The following is a 15,630-nucleotide window of genomic DNA, read 5'->3' on the forward strand; positions in this document are numbered from 1 at the left end:
TCCGGCGAAGATCAGTCGAGCAGACCCGCCGAGGTCAGCCACTCGCCCGCGATGGCCGAGGCCGACTTCTGGTCGTTGACGCTTTCGGAGTTGAGCGCGACCAGATCGTCCGCCGTCAGCTTCGCGCTGACCGCGTTCAGCACCCCCGCCGCCTCGTTCGTGATCTTGCTCGAGACGATCGGCACGACGTTGTCGGCGACGAACAGTCCGTCCGGATCCGCCAGGGCGACCAGGTCGTTCTTCTGGATGTTCGGGTCGGCGGTGTAGACGTTCGCCAGCTGGATCTGGTTGCTGGTGAGCGCGTCGACCGTGGTCGATCCGCCGCTGTCCTCGATCGCCTGGAAGGTGGTCGAAATGCCGTACTTCGATTGCAGCGCCTCGGGCCCGTAGGGGCGAGTCTGCAGCTCGGAATTGCCGCCGACCACGATCGGGTCGGTGACATTCTTCAGCGAGGCGATGTCGGTGAGGTTCCACTTGTCGGCGAAGGCCTTCGTCACCGTGTACGAGTTCTGGTCGCTTGCGCCGGCAGCATCGAGGGCACGGAGACCGTCGGGCAGGGCGCCGCCGAGCGCGGAGTAGACGTCGGCGGCGGAGGTCGCCGTCGCGTCGGGCTGGAGCGCCTGGAAGAGGCTGCCGTCGTACTCCGGGAAGACGTCGATGGATCCGCTCTCGATCTCGGGCAGGTAGATCTCGCGCTGGCCGATGCGCAGCTGGCGGTCGACGGTGAAGCCGTCGTTCTCCAGTGCCTGCGCGTAGATCTCGGCGAGGATCTCGTTGGAGTAGTAGTCCTGCGAGCCGACCACGATGGTCTCGGAGCCCGCAGTCGCACCCGATCCCTCATCGAGCGGATTGCTTGAGGAACACCCTGCCAGTGCCACGACGGCACCGACCGCGAGTGCGCTGAGTGCGACACGGCCCTTCGTGAAATGTGCTGTGAACATTGCTATTTCCCTTCTTCGATGGGGATTCCCACCACCGCGCGTCGTCGGGGCGACGAGGCACGGGAACCTGAGCGATCGGCGGTACCGGCCAGACCGAGCACGACTCCACGCGGCACGGCGAAACGCTGGAGGACGGAGAAGACGATCTCGCTGAGCAGCGTCAGCACGATCACCAGGATCGAGCCCGCGAGCATCTGCGGATAGTCGCCGGACTTCACTCCACGGAAGATGTACTGGCCGAGTCCGCCCGCGCCGATGTAGTCGGCGAGGGTCGCGGTGGCGATGATCTGCAGCGTCGCGGAGCGCAGCCCGCCGAGCAACAGCGGCAAGCCCAGAGGAATCTCGACCCTGGTCAGGATCTGCCACTCCGTCATCCCCAGCGAGCGCGCCGCGTCGATCGTGCGACGGTCGACCGCCTCGAGCCCGGCGTAGGCCCCGGCGAGCACCGACGGGATCGCGAGCACGACCAACGCGATCAGCGGAGCGCCCAGGCCAAGGCCCAGGCTCATCGCCGCGAGCACGAGCACGCCGAGCGTCGGCAGGGCGCGCAGGCCACCGGCCACCGGGACGGCGATGCCCTTGCCGCGACCGGTGTGCCCGATCAGGTAGCCGACCGGGATCGCGATCGCCGCCGCGATCACCAGCACCAGCAGGCTGATACCGATGTGCTGCGCGACGCGGGTCGGGATCGGATAGTCGCCGCTCCAGTGCGCGGGATCGGCGATCCATGCAAAGGCCGCAGCGATGAGGTTCACGTCGTCACCGCCCCTTCGATGGCGACCGGTCGACGTGCGCGGCGGGCACGATCCAGCGCCGTCCACGGCATCAGGAGGCGCCCGATCAGCACCAGCAGCCCGTCGAGCACCAGCGCCAACACGATGGTGAGCACGATGCCGGTGACGATCTCGCCGGTGATGCCGCGCTGGAAGCCGTCGGTGAAGAGCAGGCCGAGGCTCTGGATCCCGAGCACCGCGCCGACCGTGACCAGGCTGACCGTGCTCACGGTCACCACCCGCAGCCCCGAGAGCAGCACGGGACCGGCGAGCGGGAACTCCACCCGCCACAAGCGCGCCCAACCGGAGTAGCCCATCGCGGTCGCCGACTGACGGACATCGTCCGAGACGGCGCCGAGAGCGTCCGAGGTCGTGCGGACCATCAGCGCGACGCCGTAGAGGGTGAGGCCGGTGATCACATTTGCTGTCGAGCGCAGCGGGATACCCAACAGGACCGGCAACAGGATGAACATCGCCAGCGAGGGGATCGCGTAGAGCACGCCGAGCCCCGTCAACAGCGTGCCGCGGCTCCAGCGGTAACGGTTCGCGAACCAGCCGAACGGCAGCGAGACGAGGAAGCTGAGCAGGATCGGCGGCACCGAGAGAGCCAGGTGCGCCAGCAGGTTCGCGACGATCGCGTCCGTGTTGTTGACGACCCAGGTCACGCGGCGGGGCCGTCCTGTGCGCGCAGCACGCCGGTGGGGCGCCCGTCACTGTCCACGACGATTCGCACTCCGTCGCGCTCCTGGATCCGCAGGGAACGCTTACCGCGGTCGGCTCCCACGAAGCCGGCCACGAACTCGCTCGCGGGATTCGCCAGGATCTCGGCGGCGGAACCCTTCTGCGCGATCCGGCCGCCCTTCTCCAGAATCACGACCTGGTCGCCGAGCAGGAACGCCTCGTCGATGTCGTGGGTGACGAAGACGACCGTCTTGTCGAGCTCGTCCTGCAGGCGCAGGGTCTCGCGCTGCAGGTCGGCGCGCACCAGAGGGTCGACGGCTCCGAACGGCTCGTCCATCAGCAGGATGTTCGGGTCGACGGCGAGGCCGCGCGCCACTCCGACGCGCTGCTGCTGACCGCCCGAGAGCTGGCTCGGGTAGCGGGCGGCGAGCGAGCGGTCCAGGCCCACCGTGTCCATCAGCTCCAGGGCGCGGGCGTGCGCCTGCTTCTTCGCGACTCCGTTCAGCCGCGGCACGGTCGCAATATTGTCGATCACCTTCCGGTGCGGCAGAAGTCCGGAGTTCTGCATGACGTAGCCGATGCGGCGGCGCAGTGCCACGGCCGGGAGCGAAGAGATGTTCTCGCCGTCGATCTCGATCGTGCCGCCGGTGGGCTCGATCATGCGGTTGATCATGCGCAGGATCGTGGTCTTACCGCAGCCGGAGGAGCCGACGAAGACGGTGGTCTGCCGTGACGGCAGCACGAGTGAGAAGTCGTCGACCGCTCGCGTGCCGTCCGGGTACTGCTTGCTGACGCCGCGGAACTCGATCACGAAGCCGCCCGCCATCCGGCGGAGTGCGCGCCGATTCGTCCCTGTCCCACGTCTGTGCCCGCTCTCGCTCCGCGCTTGTGGCCGCTGCACGACCCGCGGCCCCAATCGGGGCCAGGCGGTCAGCAAACACCATTCGGAGCCGCCTGCCAACCCGACAGCGGAGTGTTGCGGGATGTTCCGGGAGCGAGTAAGTGTCCACTGCTCCCCCGGAGGTAACGCGCGGGCGGGCTGGCGCCACGCCCGGTCTAGGGAGCCGCTGCGCGGAGTCGCGCCGGCTCGAGAGTGGGGGCTGTGTCAGCGGCTGCTTGTACGAGCCGTCTCGCTGCTGCTGTGAGCGCCGGCGGGCACCCGTCGGTGCCGACGGTCGTCGCTATGAGCACGGCTTCGTTGAGGATCTCGAGCTGAGCTTGATGGACCGGGTCACGAGCTAGGACGGCCTCGATCAGGACGGCTCGGTCGGGGAAGTAGCGGTAGAAGGTTCCGGCTGCCACTCCTGCGCGCTTCACGACCTCGCAGATCGTGAGTCGGTCCCGGCCGACTTCAGCCATGACCCCCGTCGCCGCCGTGAGGATTCGCTCGCGCGTCTCGATCGCGCGCTGTTGCCGCGGCCGCACGCCATTGATCGAGCGGTCGAGATGTGCTCGACGCAGGTGCTCAAGCTTCGTCTGCTCTGCTGTACCAGGCGCGAGCGTCACCAGGCCACCGGTCGCCCGAACCATCAGCCTGCGCACACCTTTCTTAGCGATCGAGCGCACCAGAGCCCGCTCGAACCGCTCAGTGGACGGCTCGACCGTGAGGTATTTGCGAGACCCTTCTGCCTCGGCTTCCGGCCGCTCCCCTGACGAGGGGGCACGTCTTCCCGACGCAGATGGTTCATTAGTTCTCTTCTCTCGCTGCTCGGGGCGAGCAGGGCCGCACGGATCGCGGCCACCGCAACACTAACGCATTAAGTGCGTGTTGTAACATATCGGGTCTGTTATCGGACGCCCAAGGTGTGTATAGGTTCGACCGGGCGTGGGCGAGGCGACGGGTTGCGTCATGATTGCTTCATGGCCACACCCACCGATCCGCCGCGCGCTGAACGGATTCCAGATGAGGTAGCGGTGGCAGTTCGAGTGATCGGCAGCGAGATCAACAAACGGATTCTGCGGTTCCTGCTTCAACTCCCCGACCGAAACCGTGGATCGCATTTCGGTCCGATCCACCAGGCGCTGCCAGATTTTTCGAGCATGAGTATCCGCCGGCACCTCAAGGAGCTGGAGAGCGTCGGGGTAGTCCTCGTCGATACGCCCGAGGCGGATCGTCACGGTCGATCTCCTCGTTACAGCGTCGATGCGCCCTTCCTCCGACGCTTGTATGCACAGAGCGAGGCGTGGCTGTTCTCCGAGACGAACGACCAGCCGTCCGTCGAGCTCTAGATCCCCAGCACTGCGTCGACGAGGATGCGAAGCTCGTCCTCACGCAGCAACTCCCGGACCCGCTCTGCGTCAGCCGCGTAGATCACCTCTCTGAGACCATCCTCTACGTGGGTCGATCGGGTAACCAACCCCGCGGACTCGAGCTGGGAGACCCTGTGGCGAAGAGATGCGGGAGCGATGCACAGTCGGCGGCTCAGCTCGCTGCTGGTAGCCGGACCTCCGTGGATCAGGGCACGCAGCAGCGGGAGCCGTCTGATCGACAGGACATCGGCTAGGACGGGAAGGTCCGTTTCCGCATCGAGGCGCATTATTCCTTGCCCCTATCGGTGTCCTCGCCGACCGTGGCTGACTCCGAATTCCTCTTGAGCCACCCTTGCACCTCGCGTTCGAATCGGACACGATCGACGTTCCATTCGAGCGTGTGGGGCGCGTCCTCGACGATCACGAGTTCAGCGTTCTGGGCGGCGTCGGCACGCTCAATCGACCTGCGGAGGGGCGCTACGGTATCGCCCGCGCTGTGCAGTACAAGCATCGGAACGTCGGCCCCGTTCGGCTGCCCGGTCGGCGGCTCTGTCACGCCCAGCTTTCTGAGGGTCAGGTGAGCTGTTTCCTGTGGGAGGCGGAGACGTGTACAGACGTCGCGTACGAGATCGGCGACCGTGAAGACGGGAGACACGGCGATAATTCCTTCCACCCGAGTCCGCGCCGCGGCAGAAAGGACGAACGCCGCTCCAAGAGACCATCCCATCAGGACGACTCGCTCTGCGCCGCGCTCGCGCGCGAAAGCGACGGCATCGACGACGTCGGTGATCTGTTGTTCGCCGAAGGGTCTACCTCGCATAGATTCCTCCGCATGCTGCACGAGCAACGACGCATAGCCAGCGGCGGCAGCCGAGCGGATCCCGCGGAACGTCTGCTGAACGCCCACCGAATGCCCATGCACATGGACCACCCACAACCCGCCGAACTCCTGCGACACGAGAACCCGCGCCCCTCCGCCGAGCTCGTGCTCAGCGAATGACCCTGGCTGGGGAGAGTTATAGAAACTGCTCTCCCAATCCCACCGACCTGTAATCTCGCTCGCGTCCCCGCTGGACGCTATCAGCTGACGCGTCACCGACCGCGAGGACGAGGGCAATACGGGCCCGATGTGCAGGGTGGAGTTACCGCGACGCAGCGTGTACTCCCCCGGGTCCTTGCTCACCTTTGATCGCCGCAGCGTGATGGTGTTCTCCCGCCTCGCAACCACATAGACCGTCGGCCGCCACGGACGAGGGTGGCGGAGCCGCCGCACGATCAAAGATGATGGCGGCGTAGCAATCCAACGCTGGACCCTATGAGCTGGCATGTATGTTCTCCTTCATCGCGCCTATCAAGACCAGGTCGGTCGCTTCTGCGAGCAGTACTCGTTCGTTTTCAGTCATCTCCCGCGGCCGGTTCGGGTCCCGCTGGAAATCCAGCAACTCAATTGTCAGTCGATGCAGACGGTCCAGTGGATCTCTGCCCGTCCAATCGAGGACGTCGTACAGGCTCGTCGATGAGCGGCGCATCCCCGCGTGGGCCGCCTCGAGCGCTGGGAGCAGCTGCCGCGCTCGGCGTCCGCGTCGACTCGTCATGAGCGAGCGCCCCACGGTGGGCAGGCTCGCTCCGATGCAGATGCTGGTAATCGCAGCGACATACAGCGGCGGATAGATCCTGCTGAGCATGCTAAGAACCGACCAATGGCCGGCGACATGGCTCACATTCATCGAGACGGCCACCACTGCCAACGCGATCAGGAGTGCTGCACCGACGGCGACCAGTGTGTACCCTGCCCGCGAGAAACGGAACCGCATCCGCGATGCGTAGCGGAAAGAAGCGAGCAGCACGAAAGACATGACACCGCCGACGTACGCCATTTCGGCCGAGTTGTAGACCGCGGCCGCGGGCTGATCGCCGAAGTCTGTCATGAACGCTGCCGAGCTGGACGGCGCTCGGATCGACGAGAACGAGACAGCCAGGACCGTCTCTGTCGCCACTAGTCCCCCCGACGGCCAACCAGCGACGAGGACGTGTCCGGCGCGCCTCCGTCGCGCGGAAGAACGCGATGGAGAGCGCGTACATCCCCGCGATGAGCAAGCTACGAGCAAGCACATCCGCGAGGTTGACGCCGCCCAGAAGGGCGTCGATCGCCAGATATGGTCCAGGGACATTCAACGTCAGAGACGTGGCTAACAGCGCGGACGAGACCAGCGCGCTCGAGTCGTGAACGGAACTCCGTGCGAGGTGACGAATAAACCGACTGATCATCACCGCCGTCACCAGCCATAGGCAACTCGCTGTTACGACCGAGATCACCCGAAGACCTCCTCGAAGCGAGCAGGCTCCACCCCCGCATCTCTCAGGGCACGCGCGAGCAGATCAGCGAGGATCTCAACGCTCTCTTCGCGGGCGGACTCTTCACGCCCGCGGTGAAATGCCAGGCGCCCCCGGAGCACATCGAAGTAGTCCGGCTCGGGTGTGAGCCAACCCAGGAAGATGTGGCTCAGCTCGTGGAGCTTGCACTGGCTCTCGAGGACGGTGGGCAGACGTGCCTGATACTCGATGATCGCTTTCGACGGCGTGACGAACAACCGTGCGCTCGCGTGCAAATCGTTTGGCGGCCTCTGAGAAAAGCTAATCGGCTTCCCGATGATCTCGGAGGCTTTCACAACCAGCCAGTCCATCGTCAATCGACGCGGGAGATTCAGGCCCTTGAACGTTCGACGTGCACTGTCGACCGGCGGTAGATCCTCGTCAGCGGCCATCGGACTCATCCTCGGCCCGCAACATGCTGATCGCCGTCGTAAGCTCTCGGATGTCTTCCGTTGTTGCGGTGTCCGCGTATCGGGCTGCAAACTCGAGAATTCTCGCCTTGCGCATCGCCCGAACCAGCTCGATCTGGGCTTCTACGCGCTCGGGCAGACCTGTTGATGAGTGATCCCAGAGGTACTCAGGTGGAACGCCGAAGACGTTTGCCAGCGCTGTGAGGACCGTGCGATCGGAGACGGTTCCACCCGTGCCGTGCAGCATGTACGACCATCGCGCCCTACTGACCTGCACTCCCTGGTGGGCCAGCTCAGCCTGGATTTCACTCCACCGGAGAGGCTTCCCGGTGTTCACCTCGACGGCGTCCATCAGGAGGTGCAGCTTGCGCGAGAGCTCGCGTCGATGTTCGTCTGCTGGAGTGAAGTGAGCATGCTTCATGACACCAAACGTAGCAGAGATTTTCACGACTTAGGCATGTCCAGATTTGCGCCACTTCCACACTGCGGGTGACACCTGCGTGTCGGGACAGTCCCGCGACCGGCTCCACTGAGCGCCCCGGTAGAGCGAGTTCGTGCGGCAGAAGGAGCTGTCGTGCACAGACGCGACCTCGTGCCGCCTTGCGTCATCGGCGCCAGAGGAGCCGAGCGAAGAACCCACCGCCCGCGGCCTCTTTCGGGTGACCCTGACACCGGTCGACGCGAGGAACCCCCTTCATCACCTGGTCCACATGCTGCCCACAGCCCGCCCAGTCCTTTTTCCCGCACACCCGGCACGTCACCTGTCGGCACATCTCGTCCTCCTTCGCCTCGCCCGGCTCGTGCCGAACTCTCGACAGACTATACCCCTGGGGGTATTATCACAGGCATGAGAACAGTGATCATCGGAGGAGTGGCCGGCGGGATGTCCGCCGCCACGCGGCTGCGCCGCCTGGATGAGGAGCGCGAGATCGTGGTCCTCGAGCGCGGCGCGTACGTGTCGTTCGCGAACTGCGGTCTGCCCTACTACGTCGGGGGAGTGATCGCAGAGCGCTCTGCTCTGCTGCTGCAGACACCCGAATCGCTCGCCGCCCGGTTTCGACTCGATGTGCGGGTGCGGCATGAGGCGATCGCGATTGATGCGGTCACCCGGACCGTCACGGTGCGCGATCTCGCGCTCGGTCGCCGGTTCGAGATCGAGTACGACAGCCTGGTCCTCGCGGCCGGTGCGGGCACCGGGGACGATGTCGACAGCGGCAGCATTCCGACGTTCACACTGCGCAGCATCGAGGACGTCGACCGGATCACCGAGACTGTGAGCACGATCCGTGAGCCGAGCGCGATCGTCGTCGGCGCCGGCTTCATCGGCCTCGAGGCGGTCGAGAATCTCGTCGCCCGTGGGGTCGCCGTCACTCTCCTCCAGCGGGGTCCGCAGGTGCTGTCGCCGCTGGATCCAGAGATGGCTGCTCCCGTGCAGCAGGCGTTGGTCGACGCGGGCGTCGATGTGCGGACCAGCACGACCCTCACCGCACTCTCCGGCCGTGTCGCGCAGCTCAGTGATGGGACAACGGTCGAAGCGGACTTCATCATCCGCGCGGCGGGTGTGCGCCCGGAGACCGGTCTCGCGCGGGCGGCGGGCATCGCGATCGGGCCCACGGGCGGCATCGCGGTCGATGCACGGCAGCGCACGAGCGCCGCCTCGATCTGGGCGGTCGGAGACGGTGTGGAGAAGATCGACTACCTCGACGTCGAGCCCACCCTCGTCACAATGGCGGGATTAGCGAACCGTCACGGCCGCGCCGCTGCCGATGACATCGCCGGTGCCGCCACGACCGATGCCGCCCCGGCGCTGGGCACCTCGATCGTCGGCGTGCTCGGCCTGACCATCGGCCTCGTCGGCGCGAACGAGAAGCGCCTGCTCGCCGCTGGGCGCGCGCACCGCATCCTCCACACCCACCCGTTCTCCCACGCCGGCTACTACCCGGGCGCCGAGCAGATGGCGATGAAGCTGCTCGTCGATCCGCTGACCGATGCGATCCTCGGCGCGCAGATCGTGGGCGGGGACGGCGTGGACAAACGGCTCGACGTGATCGCCGTGGCCATGACCGCGGGGCTGACCGCCTCGGCGCTCTCCCGCCTCGAACTCGCCTACGCCCCCCAGTACGGCTCCGCGAAGGACCCGGTGAACCTCCTCGGCTACGTCGCGGAGAACACCGCGACCGGCGCGACCCGGACGCTGCAGTGGCACGAACTCGACGCGGCGCTCGAAGAAGGAGCCGTCCTCATCGACGTGCGCAGCACCGCCGAGCATGCAGCCAGCGCGATCCCCGGGGCGCTCTCCCTGCCGCTGGAGCAGCTGCGCGAGCGACACCACGAACTCCCGACCGGACGTGTCATCGTGCACTGCCAGGTCGGGCAGCGCGGGCACACCGCCGCCCGCCTGCTCACCCAGCTCGGCCACGACGTCCGCAACCTCGACGGCGGCTACCTTACCTGGACCGCCGGCACCCGCCGCACCACGATCGGCTCCGCCGCTGCTGCGGCCTGACCACGAGACGAAGGAACCCATGAAGAGCATCACCGTCCACGACCTCGCCGCCACGATCGCGCCGACCGTCCTCGACGTCCGCGAACCCGACGAGTACGCCACCGGCCACGCCCGCGGCGCCGTGAACCTCCCCCTCTCCCAGCTCGGCCAGCGCCTGAACGAGGTCCCCGCAGACCGGCCGGTCCACATCATCTGCCAGTCCGGCGGACGCAGCTCCCAAGCCACCGAAGCACTCGCCGACCGCGGCTACGACGTCATCGACGTCACCGGCGGCACCTCCGCCTGGGTCGCCGCGGATCTCCCGGTCGATCACGCATGAGCGCCACCGACGGGCAGCTGCACGACGCCCTCGCCGTGCGGAAAATCGCGAACAGGCTCAAGCGCGCTCAAGGACAGCTCGCCTCCGTCATCACCGCAGTCGAGAACGGCGGCGACTGCCGCGACGTCGTCACTCAGCTCGCCGCCGTCTCCAGCGCACTCGACCGGGCCGGGTTCGCCATCATCTCCACCGCCATGCGCCAGTGCCTCATCGACGATGACACCGACACGACCGATACCCCGCCCCGCAAGCTCACCGTCGACGAACTCGAGAAGCTCTTCCTCACCCTCACCTGACGGCCTAGAGCAACCGCAGGAAGGAGTTGTTTTTCGAGACACACCGTCCAGCGGTCCTTCGCGCTCAGCGCGTCCGGGTTCTCAGGGCGTCTGCTGTCAGGATGCGGCCCGTCTCGTCGGGCGGAGTCGCGCGACGCTCTACCGCCACCAGCAGCCGGCGACTATCGCCACCATCGAGAGGTGAGCTGCCCAACGTTTCTTGGACCAGTTGAATAGTTGTCTACGCGGCGAGGTTCTCGGTGATCCATGCCTGCTCGGCTTCGTTCGGGGTCCGATAGTCGAGTCTCGAGTGAAGTCGTTGTTGATTGTAACGCAGTTCGATGTACCGTGTCACGTCGCGGATAGCTTTCTCTCTTGTCGGATATTGAGGCTTATGCAAAGTTGGTTTTTTGTTGCGTGAAGAAGATGAGCCCGCGGACGGCGTTGAAGGCGTCTCGGAAGGTGCGCAGTGGTCGCCTGTAGTCGGTGTAGACTATCCGCCAGGTCTTAATGTTGGCTATTGTTCTCTCGATCACGTATCGGTGGGTGTTCACGAAGCAATTGTGTTGCTTCGCGTGATCTGGCAAATGTTCTTCGCCTGGTCTCTTTTTTATTGGTGTGACCATTCGGGTGCCTTCGTAGCCTTTGTCGGCGAGCGTGTTGGAGAGGTTGAGGGTGTTGGCTAAGCGGGTTTCTCGGAATGCGTGAGTATCGTGGTGCTTGCCGGGAATGGGATCCGAGATGTGAATCAACCGGCCGGAGAGATCAGCCAGGACCTGACAGTTGTGCCCCGTGGTCTTGTGTTTCCCGGAGTACAGTTCTGGCGCGTCAGCCCAGGACCAGCACGGCAGGAGAATACCGTCGATGACGGCCGTCGTCTCACCGAGCGCCGCCTTGACGTCCGGCTGTTCGTCGTCCGTCACGACGTTAAGCATCGCTTCAACCAACGCGATCGTCCGCGAAACGGTCGACTGATCGACGCCGACGAGATCGGCTATCAACTGCTCGGTGACGTTGTGGCGATAGTAAAGAAGAGTGACCTGCAATGCCCCAGCGAGCGAGAGTCTGCGTGGCTGTCCTCGCCGTCGCTGCCACAGAAATTCGTTCTCCATCCGTTCGACGAGGATCGCGTAGTGCTCGGCCGTCATTCCCGTAGTAGTCTGCATGTGCACCGGCTGGTTCCTTCGTGAAGAGTGTCTGTTGGAAGTTGCCCTTCAATCGAAGCGGATCAGCCGGTGTTACCCGTGACAGGCACGCACGATTTCACCTCGATCAACCGGATTTTGCATAAACCTCATCGAACTCGAACACTACACTGAGGAAAGGAATAGATCATGGCTGATGCTCGAGTGCTTGGCGACAGATTCGCGCCCATCACCTCCGACATGGGATTTGTGCGCGCTTCCGCCGATGCGGTTGCCCGAACCTACGATGTGCGTTATTTATAAGCGTTTACCAACCGAGTCGGTAAAGTTCGAGGCGGGTGACGGTGCGACGAGGTTGGAAAGTTCTGTAAGACATCCGCGATAGCCTGTCTTTAGGATTTTCCAGTGCGCGATGCATCTTTCGACCGTCGAACGGATGGAGGAGATGTACCGGTTGGCTGTATGCGTGTTGTCATCATGTTGTCCGTGGAGAGGTTTTTCCGGGGAGTGTCTGCGGTGGTTCCGATGTACGCTGGGTCCGCGATCCACTCGGCATTTTCGAGAATCGGTTCCCATCCACACAGGCTGATGGTCGCTCGGTCGTGTCGAGCGCCGGGGGTCGGATCGGACACGCAGAGCAAATTACCGTTCACGTCCGAGGCGACTTGCACGTTCAACCCTTGACGGTGTCGCTTCCCGGAGTAGTTCGCGCTCCCCGTCGCGGCGCGGTTCCCGGATGGTACGGAAGATGCGGAAGCTTTCCCCCAAGCTCAGCTTGTCCGTGGACCAGAACTGGTAGACCAACCCGTTACAGCTACAAATGTTCTCGAACACCTTTTGTCCTCGCGGAACGTCGTCGCGGTCGTTGTAGATCGCCATGTTGCCTCCTTGTTAGATGAGGCAAATATCGGCTAGCCCAGAGAAATCTAGAGCTGGGTGAGAACGAGATACATCACGGCCCCCAGCAAGCCAATCACTGCCAACACAATGCCCACCACCATTGATGAGGCCGCCCCTTCCTTCGCGGTGGCCACTTCGGCCTGAGCATCTTCAAGCTCCTCCGCGTCCAGTTCAGCTGTCGCCCGAGCCTCGGAGGCTTTCACCTTGCTATCCGCCGCTGCATCCTGAGCGCGCTGGTAGGTGGCGTTCGCATCCGCGACCGCTTGCTCGTAGACCTCCTGCCCACCATCGTCGCTCGGACCGAAGCGGACAAAGGATCGGGAGGTGTGAGCAAGGCTGGCAATGAAGAGTGCATCGTCGCGCTCCTCCACCGCAGCGATTGCCGCCGTTGCCATATTCTTCGCGGTTGATTCCGCAGCCGTCGCCTCCTTCTCCGAGCGCTCAGCTTGATTTTCCAAAGAGGTCAGGCCAGCCTCCGAGGCGGTCGCGTTCACGGTGGGCACCGTGGCGAACACCCCGCCGCCCACGATGAGGGCAGCCGCGACGATAAGCACGGGGATGCGGAAGCGCCGGGAGGGCCGGACTGCCGTCTTCGTCGACGGCTCGCCTGCGGGAAGCGTAGTGCCCCGAGCAGGGGTGGGGGTATCGGTCATGTGTTCATCCTTCGATCGATCCAGAATCATGCATGGGCAAAACTGTCAGGCCTCAAGCTCTCGCGGCGGTTCCCCGTACATCGGCGTGCCGTCCCACTCGTGATCGCTCAGGCCGCCGCCCATGGTCATGTTGGTTAGCTGCGGCTCCGGAAGCTCATCAGGCACGGAGGCCGCATCGTCCGGGTGGTGATAGAGGTATTCGCGCGAGTTGTGAGAAGTGTGCACGTTGAAGAACTTCGCGAGGGCGGTAGTGCCCGCTCGCACGGCGTCGTAGCCACCTGCCCTGACCTTGTCGCCGCGCTCGAAGATGAGGGGGTCGCCCGCGGGAACGCCTTCGACCACCTGCAGGGGATCGAGCATGAGGATGCCGAGCTTGCGTGTGACGGGGAAGCTGATACCCCATGCTGTCATGAACCCGACACCGTGAAACATATCCGTGTCTTCGTAGTCGTGAATCAAGCCGACCGGCGAATCGCTTGTGATGAGGGAGCGCTTGTCGAAGCGAAAGAGCTGCCACGGCCGACCCACGATGTACTTAAGCAACTCCTGCGACATTTCCATCATGCTGGTGATGTGCTCGTGCATCGGAATGGTGATTGACGGCCCGCCCGGTTGGACGGCTTCGCGCCAGTAGCGCTCCACTTCCTCCTCGGTCGCAGGTCGTCCCAGCGCCTCGGTCAGGTCAGTAGCGAATGCATCGCGCCCGTTCGCACCAATCTGTAGGCGAAGCATCTCGCCCTGGATCTTCTCGTCGGTGCGGCGAGTGTCAGGGCCGCGGACAACCTGAAGACTCACGAAGTAGCCGAGCTTCCATCGGTCCTCCTCAGGGAGCGGCCACACGCCCCTCTCCACAGCTTGAAGCGCCTGCATGCAGTCGCTCTCGATGCCGGAAAGAATCTCCTCGATGAGGTCAGGCTGATCGAGCCCCGACACACGGTAAAAGTGGGTCTGCGCGGCGACGTTGCGGACGGCTGAGGTGAAGCGCTTCTCTCCCGGCAGCTTGATCGCAGTGATTTGCTCGCGCGCATCCGCGAACCCACGCAGGTAGGCCTGCGGCACGAAGTGGTGGAGCTTCGATGTCGGCTTCGCCTTGTCGCTCCCCGCTGGCTTCGGTGTTGCCCGCGCGTGAGCTGAGCGTGCGCTCGTAGCCGCGCGCTGCTTGCTCCGCTTCTTGTTCGCCATCGATGCCCCTGCCGGTCCCCCACCTGCCACTTCTACAGGTGTTAATTCTTAGAGCGTTATTCATAAGATCTGATTCGGGCGTGTCGTTCCAAGACATCGGCTTCCCATTCGAGAGAATAGAAGTTCCAAAGCTCGCTATTTTCGGAACGGGAAGCCGATGCGCTACGACTCTACTACAGGCCTGGATGCGGAGCAATTGACGGAGCTGATCTGTCGGATGTGGCAGATTGTCGCGGGAAGGGGCGAGATTTCGGGACGCCCGGTGCTGCTGAACATTCGCGAGCAGGTCGTTATAACTCTGATCATATTACGGCAGAACGTGAACCAAACGACTATCGCGGATATGTTCGGTGTGTCGCAGCCCACGATTTCTCGCGTATATCGGCGGATCGTCCCGCTGATCGAGCAGGCCTGGTGTCTGTCGGGGGTGTGTTGAGAGACGGCTATCCAGTGAGCTGCCCAACGTTTCTTGGACCAGTTGAATAGTTGTCTACGCGGCGTAGGTTCTCGGTGATCCACGCCTGCTCGGCTTCGTTCGGGGTCCGATAGTCGAGTCCCGAGTGAAGTCGTTGTTGATTGTAACGCAGTTCGATGTACCGTGTCACGTCGCGGATAGCTTTCTCTGTTGTCGGATATTGAGTGCGATTGCGGCGCTCGTTCTTCAGTGTTCCGTTGAATGATTCGGCCCACGCGTTGTCCCAGCAGATTCCCGTCCGGCCCATCGATTGTCTGATGTCGAGCTTCTTCGCGAGTTTCCCGAAGTCGGCGGAGGTGTAAACGGAGCCGCGGTCACTGTGGAAGATCGTTTTCGCGGCCCGGTTCGGCTGGTTCCTTGCCGCCATTTCGAGAGGTGATATCACCGACCCATTTGCAGCCGGGTCGATGTGTGGTGAAGTCCCGCTTGACGAGGTCGGGGATGTCAGTCGGATCGCGTGGGGTCGTGGTCACCGGCCGCCAGGGCTTGGGCTGGCAGGGTTCCAGTCCTGCTGCGCGCAGGAGCCGGCGGACGGTCTCGTGGGCGACTGGACGGCCCCACCGCGCTAGCTGCGCGGTGACGCGGCGGTAGCCGTAGGTGCCATCGGATGCCTGAAAGGCTGTTCGGAGGAGTTCGGTGATACCCACACGCCATTCAGCGGTTGCGGAGGTCTTGCGATCGCGCCATTCGTAATAGCTAGATCGGTTGACGCCGACCGTCTGGCACAGTCCGCGGATCGATAGCGTG

At 64.2% G+C, this 15,630-nt stretch carries 22 protein-coding genes; 5 read left to right on the plus strand and 17 right to left on the minus strand.

Annotated elements, in window-relative coordinates:
- Positions 1 to 11: 11 nt before the first annotated feature.
- The 5 genes from C1O28_RS07605 to C1O28_RS07625 form a co-directional block, all read right to left on the minus strand.
- Complete coding sequence (locus tag C1O28_RS07605; protein ID WP_097167942.1) at positions 12 to 941, minus strand: glycine betaine ABC transporter substrate-binding protein; 930 nt, start codon at positions 939 to 941, stop codon at positions 12 to 14.
- Between the two features lie 2 nt (positions 942 to 943).
- Positions 944 to 1,696 carry an ABC transporter permease gene (locus C1O28_RS07610; protein WP_097167943.1) on the minus strand — a complete coding sequence of 251 codons (753 nt, stop codon included), beginning with the start codon at positions 1,694 to 1,696 and terminating at the stop codon, positions 944 to 946.
- A complete protein-coding gene (locus tag C1O28_RS07615; protein ID WP_097167944.1) occupies positions 1,693 to 2,379 on the minus strand; it encodes an ABC transporter permease in 687 nt (228 codons plus the stop codon). Before C1O28_RS07615 ends, C1O28_RS07610 begins: the two co-directional genes overlap by 4 nt.
- Complete coding sequence (locus C1O28_RS07620) at positions 2,376 to 3,206, minus strand: ABC transporter ATP-binding protein (RefSeq protein WP_097167961.1); 831 nt, start codon at positions 3,204 to 3,206, stop codon at positions 2,376 to 2,378. Before C1O28_RS07620 ends, C1O28_RS07615 begins: the two co-directional genes overlap by 4 nt.
- A 245-nt stretch (positions 3,207 to 3,451) precedes the next feature.
- On the minus strand, positions 3,452 to 3,925 hold the full coding sequence (locus tag C1O28_RS07625) for a TetR/AcrR family transcriptional regulator (RefSeq protein ID WP_104355486.1): 474 nt from the start codon (positions 3,923 to 3,925) through the stop codon (positions 3,452 to 3,454).
- Positions 3,926 to 4,255: 330 nt separating this feature from the next.
- Here C1O28_RS07625 and C1O28_RS07630 point away from each other — a divergent pair, with 330 nt between their 5' ends.
- Positions 4,256 to 4,624, plus strand: coding sequence for a helix-turn-helix domain-containing protein (locus C1O28_RS07630; protein ID WP_127821475.1), 369 nt, complete (start codon positions 4,256 to 4,258; stop codon positions 4,622 to 4,624).
- On the opposite strand, the gene C1O28_RS16085 is transcribed toward C1O28_RS07630, so the two are convergent.
- From C1O28_RS16085 to C1O28_RS07655, 5 genes are all read right to left on the minus strand, one after another.
- Positions 4,621 to 4,932, minus strand: coding sequence for a helix-turn-helix domain-containing protein (locus tag C1O28_RS16085; RefSeq protein ID WP_097167947.1), 312 nt, complete (start codon positions 4,930 to 4,932; stop codon positions 4,621 to 4,623). The genes C1O28_RS07630 and C1O28_RS16085 overlap by 4 nt on opposite strands.
- Positions 4,932 to 5,552 (minus strand): prolyl oligopeptidase family serine peptidase, encoded by a 621-nt coding sequence (locus C1O28_RS15930; protein ID WP_160487617.1) that lies wholly within the window; start codon positions 5,550 to 5,552, stop codon positions 4,932 to 4,934. Before C1O28_RS15930 ends, C1O28_RS16085 begins: the two co-directional genes overlap by 1 nt.
- Before the next feature lie 406 nt (positions 5,553 to 5,958).
- Positions 5,959 to 6,573 carry a hypothetical protein gene (locus tag C1O28_RS07645; RefSeq protein WP_127821476.1) on the minus strand — a complete coding sequence of 205 codons (615 nt, stop codon included), beginning with the start codon at positions 6,571 to 6,573 and terminating at the stop codon, positions 5,959 to 5,961.
- Between the two features lie 384 nt (positions 6,574 to 6,957).
- On the minus strand, positions 6,958 to 7,410 hold the full coding sequence (locus C1O28_RS07650; RefSeq protein WP_097167950.1) for a hypothetical protein: 453 nt from the start codon (positions 7,408 to 7,410) through the stop codon (positions 6,958 to 6,960).
- Positions 7,400 to 7,849 (minus strand): hypothetical protein, encoded by a 450-nt coding sequence (locus tag C1O28_RS07655; RefSeq protein WP_127821477.1) that lies wholly within the window; start codon positions 7,847 to 7,849, stop codon positions 7,400 to 7,402. Before C1O28_RS07655 ends, C1O28_RS07650 begins: the two co-directional genes overlap by 11 nt.
- A gap of 426 nt (positions 7,850 to 8,275) precedes the next feature.
- On the opposite strand from C1O28_RS07655, the gene C1O28_RS07660 reads away from it, so the two are divergent.
- From C1O28_RS07660 to C1O28_RS07670, 3 genes are read left to right on the plus strand one after another with little or no spacing between them, the layout of a single operon-like run.
- Entirely contained in the window at positions 8,276 to 9,934 is a 1,659-nt protein-coding gene (locus tag C1O28_RS07660; protein ID WP_097167953.1) for an FAD-dependent oxidoreductase, read from the plus strand.
- Positions 9,935 to 9,953: 19 nt separating this feature from the next.
- Positions 9,954 to 10,253, plus strand: coding sequence for a rhodanese-like domain-containing protein (locus C1O28_RS07665; protein WP_097167954.1), 300 nt, complete (start codon positions 9,954 to 9,956; stop codon positions 10,251 to 10,253).
- Complete coding sequence (locus C1O28_RS07670) at positions 10,250 to 10,549, plus strand: metal-sensitive transcriptional regulator (protein WP_097167955.1); 300 nt, start codon at positions 10,250 to 10,252, stop codon at positions 10,547 to 10,549. The genes C1O28_RS07665 and C1O28_RS07670 overlap by 4 nt, the downstream gene beginning before the upstream one ends.
- 371 nt (positions 10,550 to 10,920) lie before the next feature.
- On the opposite strand, the gene C1O28_RS07675 is transcribed toward C1O28_RS07670, so the two are convergent.
- The 5 genes from C1O28_RS07675 to C1O28_RS07690 all read right to left on the minus strand — a co-directional run bounded on the left by C1O28_RS07675 (position 10,921) and on the right by C1O28_RS07690 (position 14,408).
- On the minus strand, positions 10,921 to 11,676 hold the full coding sequence (locus C1O28_RS07675; protein ID WP_164861109.1) for a transposase family protein: 756 nt from the start codon (positions 11,674 to 11,676) through the stop codon (positions 10,921 to 10,923).
- Between the two features lie 389 nt (positions 11,677 to 12,065).
- Positions 12,066 to 12,344: a hypothetical protein gene (locus tag C1O28_RS16090; protein ID WP_419866672.1), complete on the minus strand. Its 279-nt coding sequence runs from the start codon at positions 12,342 to 12,344 to the stop codon at positions 12,066 to 12,068.
- The gene (locus C1O28_RS15105; protein WP_145260600.1) at positions 12,316 to 12,552 is read right to left on the minus strand and encodes a hypothetical protein; all 237 of its coding nucleotides are present in this window, start codon (positions 12,550 to 12,552) and stop codon (positions 12,316 to 12,318) included. The genes C1O28_RS16090 and C1O28_RS15105 overlap by 29 nt, the downstream gene beginning before the upstream one ends.
- Before the next feature lie 47 nt (positions 12,553 to 12,599).
- Complete coding sequence (locus C1O28_RS07685; RefSeq protein WP_097167958.1) at positions 12,600 to 13,226, minus strand: hypothetical protein; 627 nt, start codon at positions 13,224 to 13,226, stop codon at positions 12,600 to 12,602.
- A 45-nt stretch (positions 13,227 to 13,271) separates the two neighbouring features.
- A complete protein-coding gene (locus tag C1O28_RS07690; RefSeq protein WP_097167959.1) occupies positions 13,272 to 14,408 on the minus strand; it encodes a DUF4238 domain-containing protein in 1,137 nt (378 codons plus the stop codon).
- A 157-nt stretch (positions 14,409 to 14,565) separates the two neighbouring features.
- Here C1O28_RS07690 and C1O28_RS07695 point away from each other — a divergent pair, with 157 nt between their 5' ends.
- Entirely contained in the window at positions 14,566 to 14,844 is a 279-nt protein-coding gene (locus tag C1O28_RS07695) for a helix-turn-helix domain-containing protein (RefSeq protein WP_097167960.1), read from the plus strand.
- A gap of 7 nt (positions 14,845 to 14,851) precedes the next feature.
- Here the strand turns inward: C1O28_RS07695 and C1O28_RS16095 are convergent, their stop codons facing one another.
- Positions 14,852 to 15,268, minus strand: a complete 417-nt coding sequence (locus tag C1O28_RS16095; protein ID WP_146077178.1) for an integrase core domain-containing protein — start codon at positions 15,266 to 15,268, stop codon at positions 14,852 to 14,854.
- Complete coding sequence (locus C1O28_RS16100) at positions 15,198 to 15,530, minus strand: IS3 family transposase (RefSeq protein ID WP_164861110.1); 333 nt, start codon at positions 15,528 to 15,530, stop codon at positions 15,198 to 15,200. The genes C1O28_RS16095 and C1O28_RS16100 overlap by 71 nt, the downstream gene beginning before the upstream one ends.
- Positions 15,531 to 15,630 lie beyond the last annotated feature (100 nt).

Origin of the sequence: Rathayibacter rathayi, from assembly GCF_004011095.1 — a bacterium.
GTDB classification, from domain to species: domain Bacteria; phylum Actinomycetota; class Actinomycetes; order Actinomycetales; family Microbacteriaceae; genus Rathayibacter; species Rathayibacter rathayi.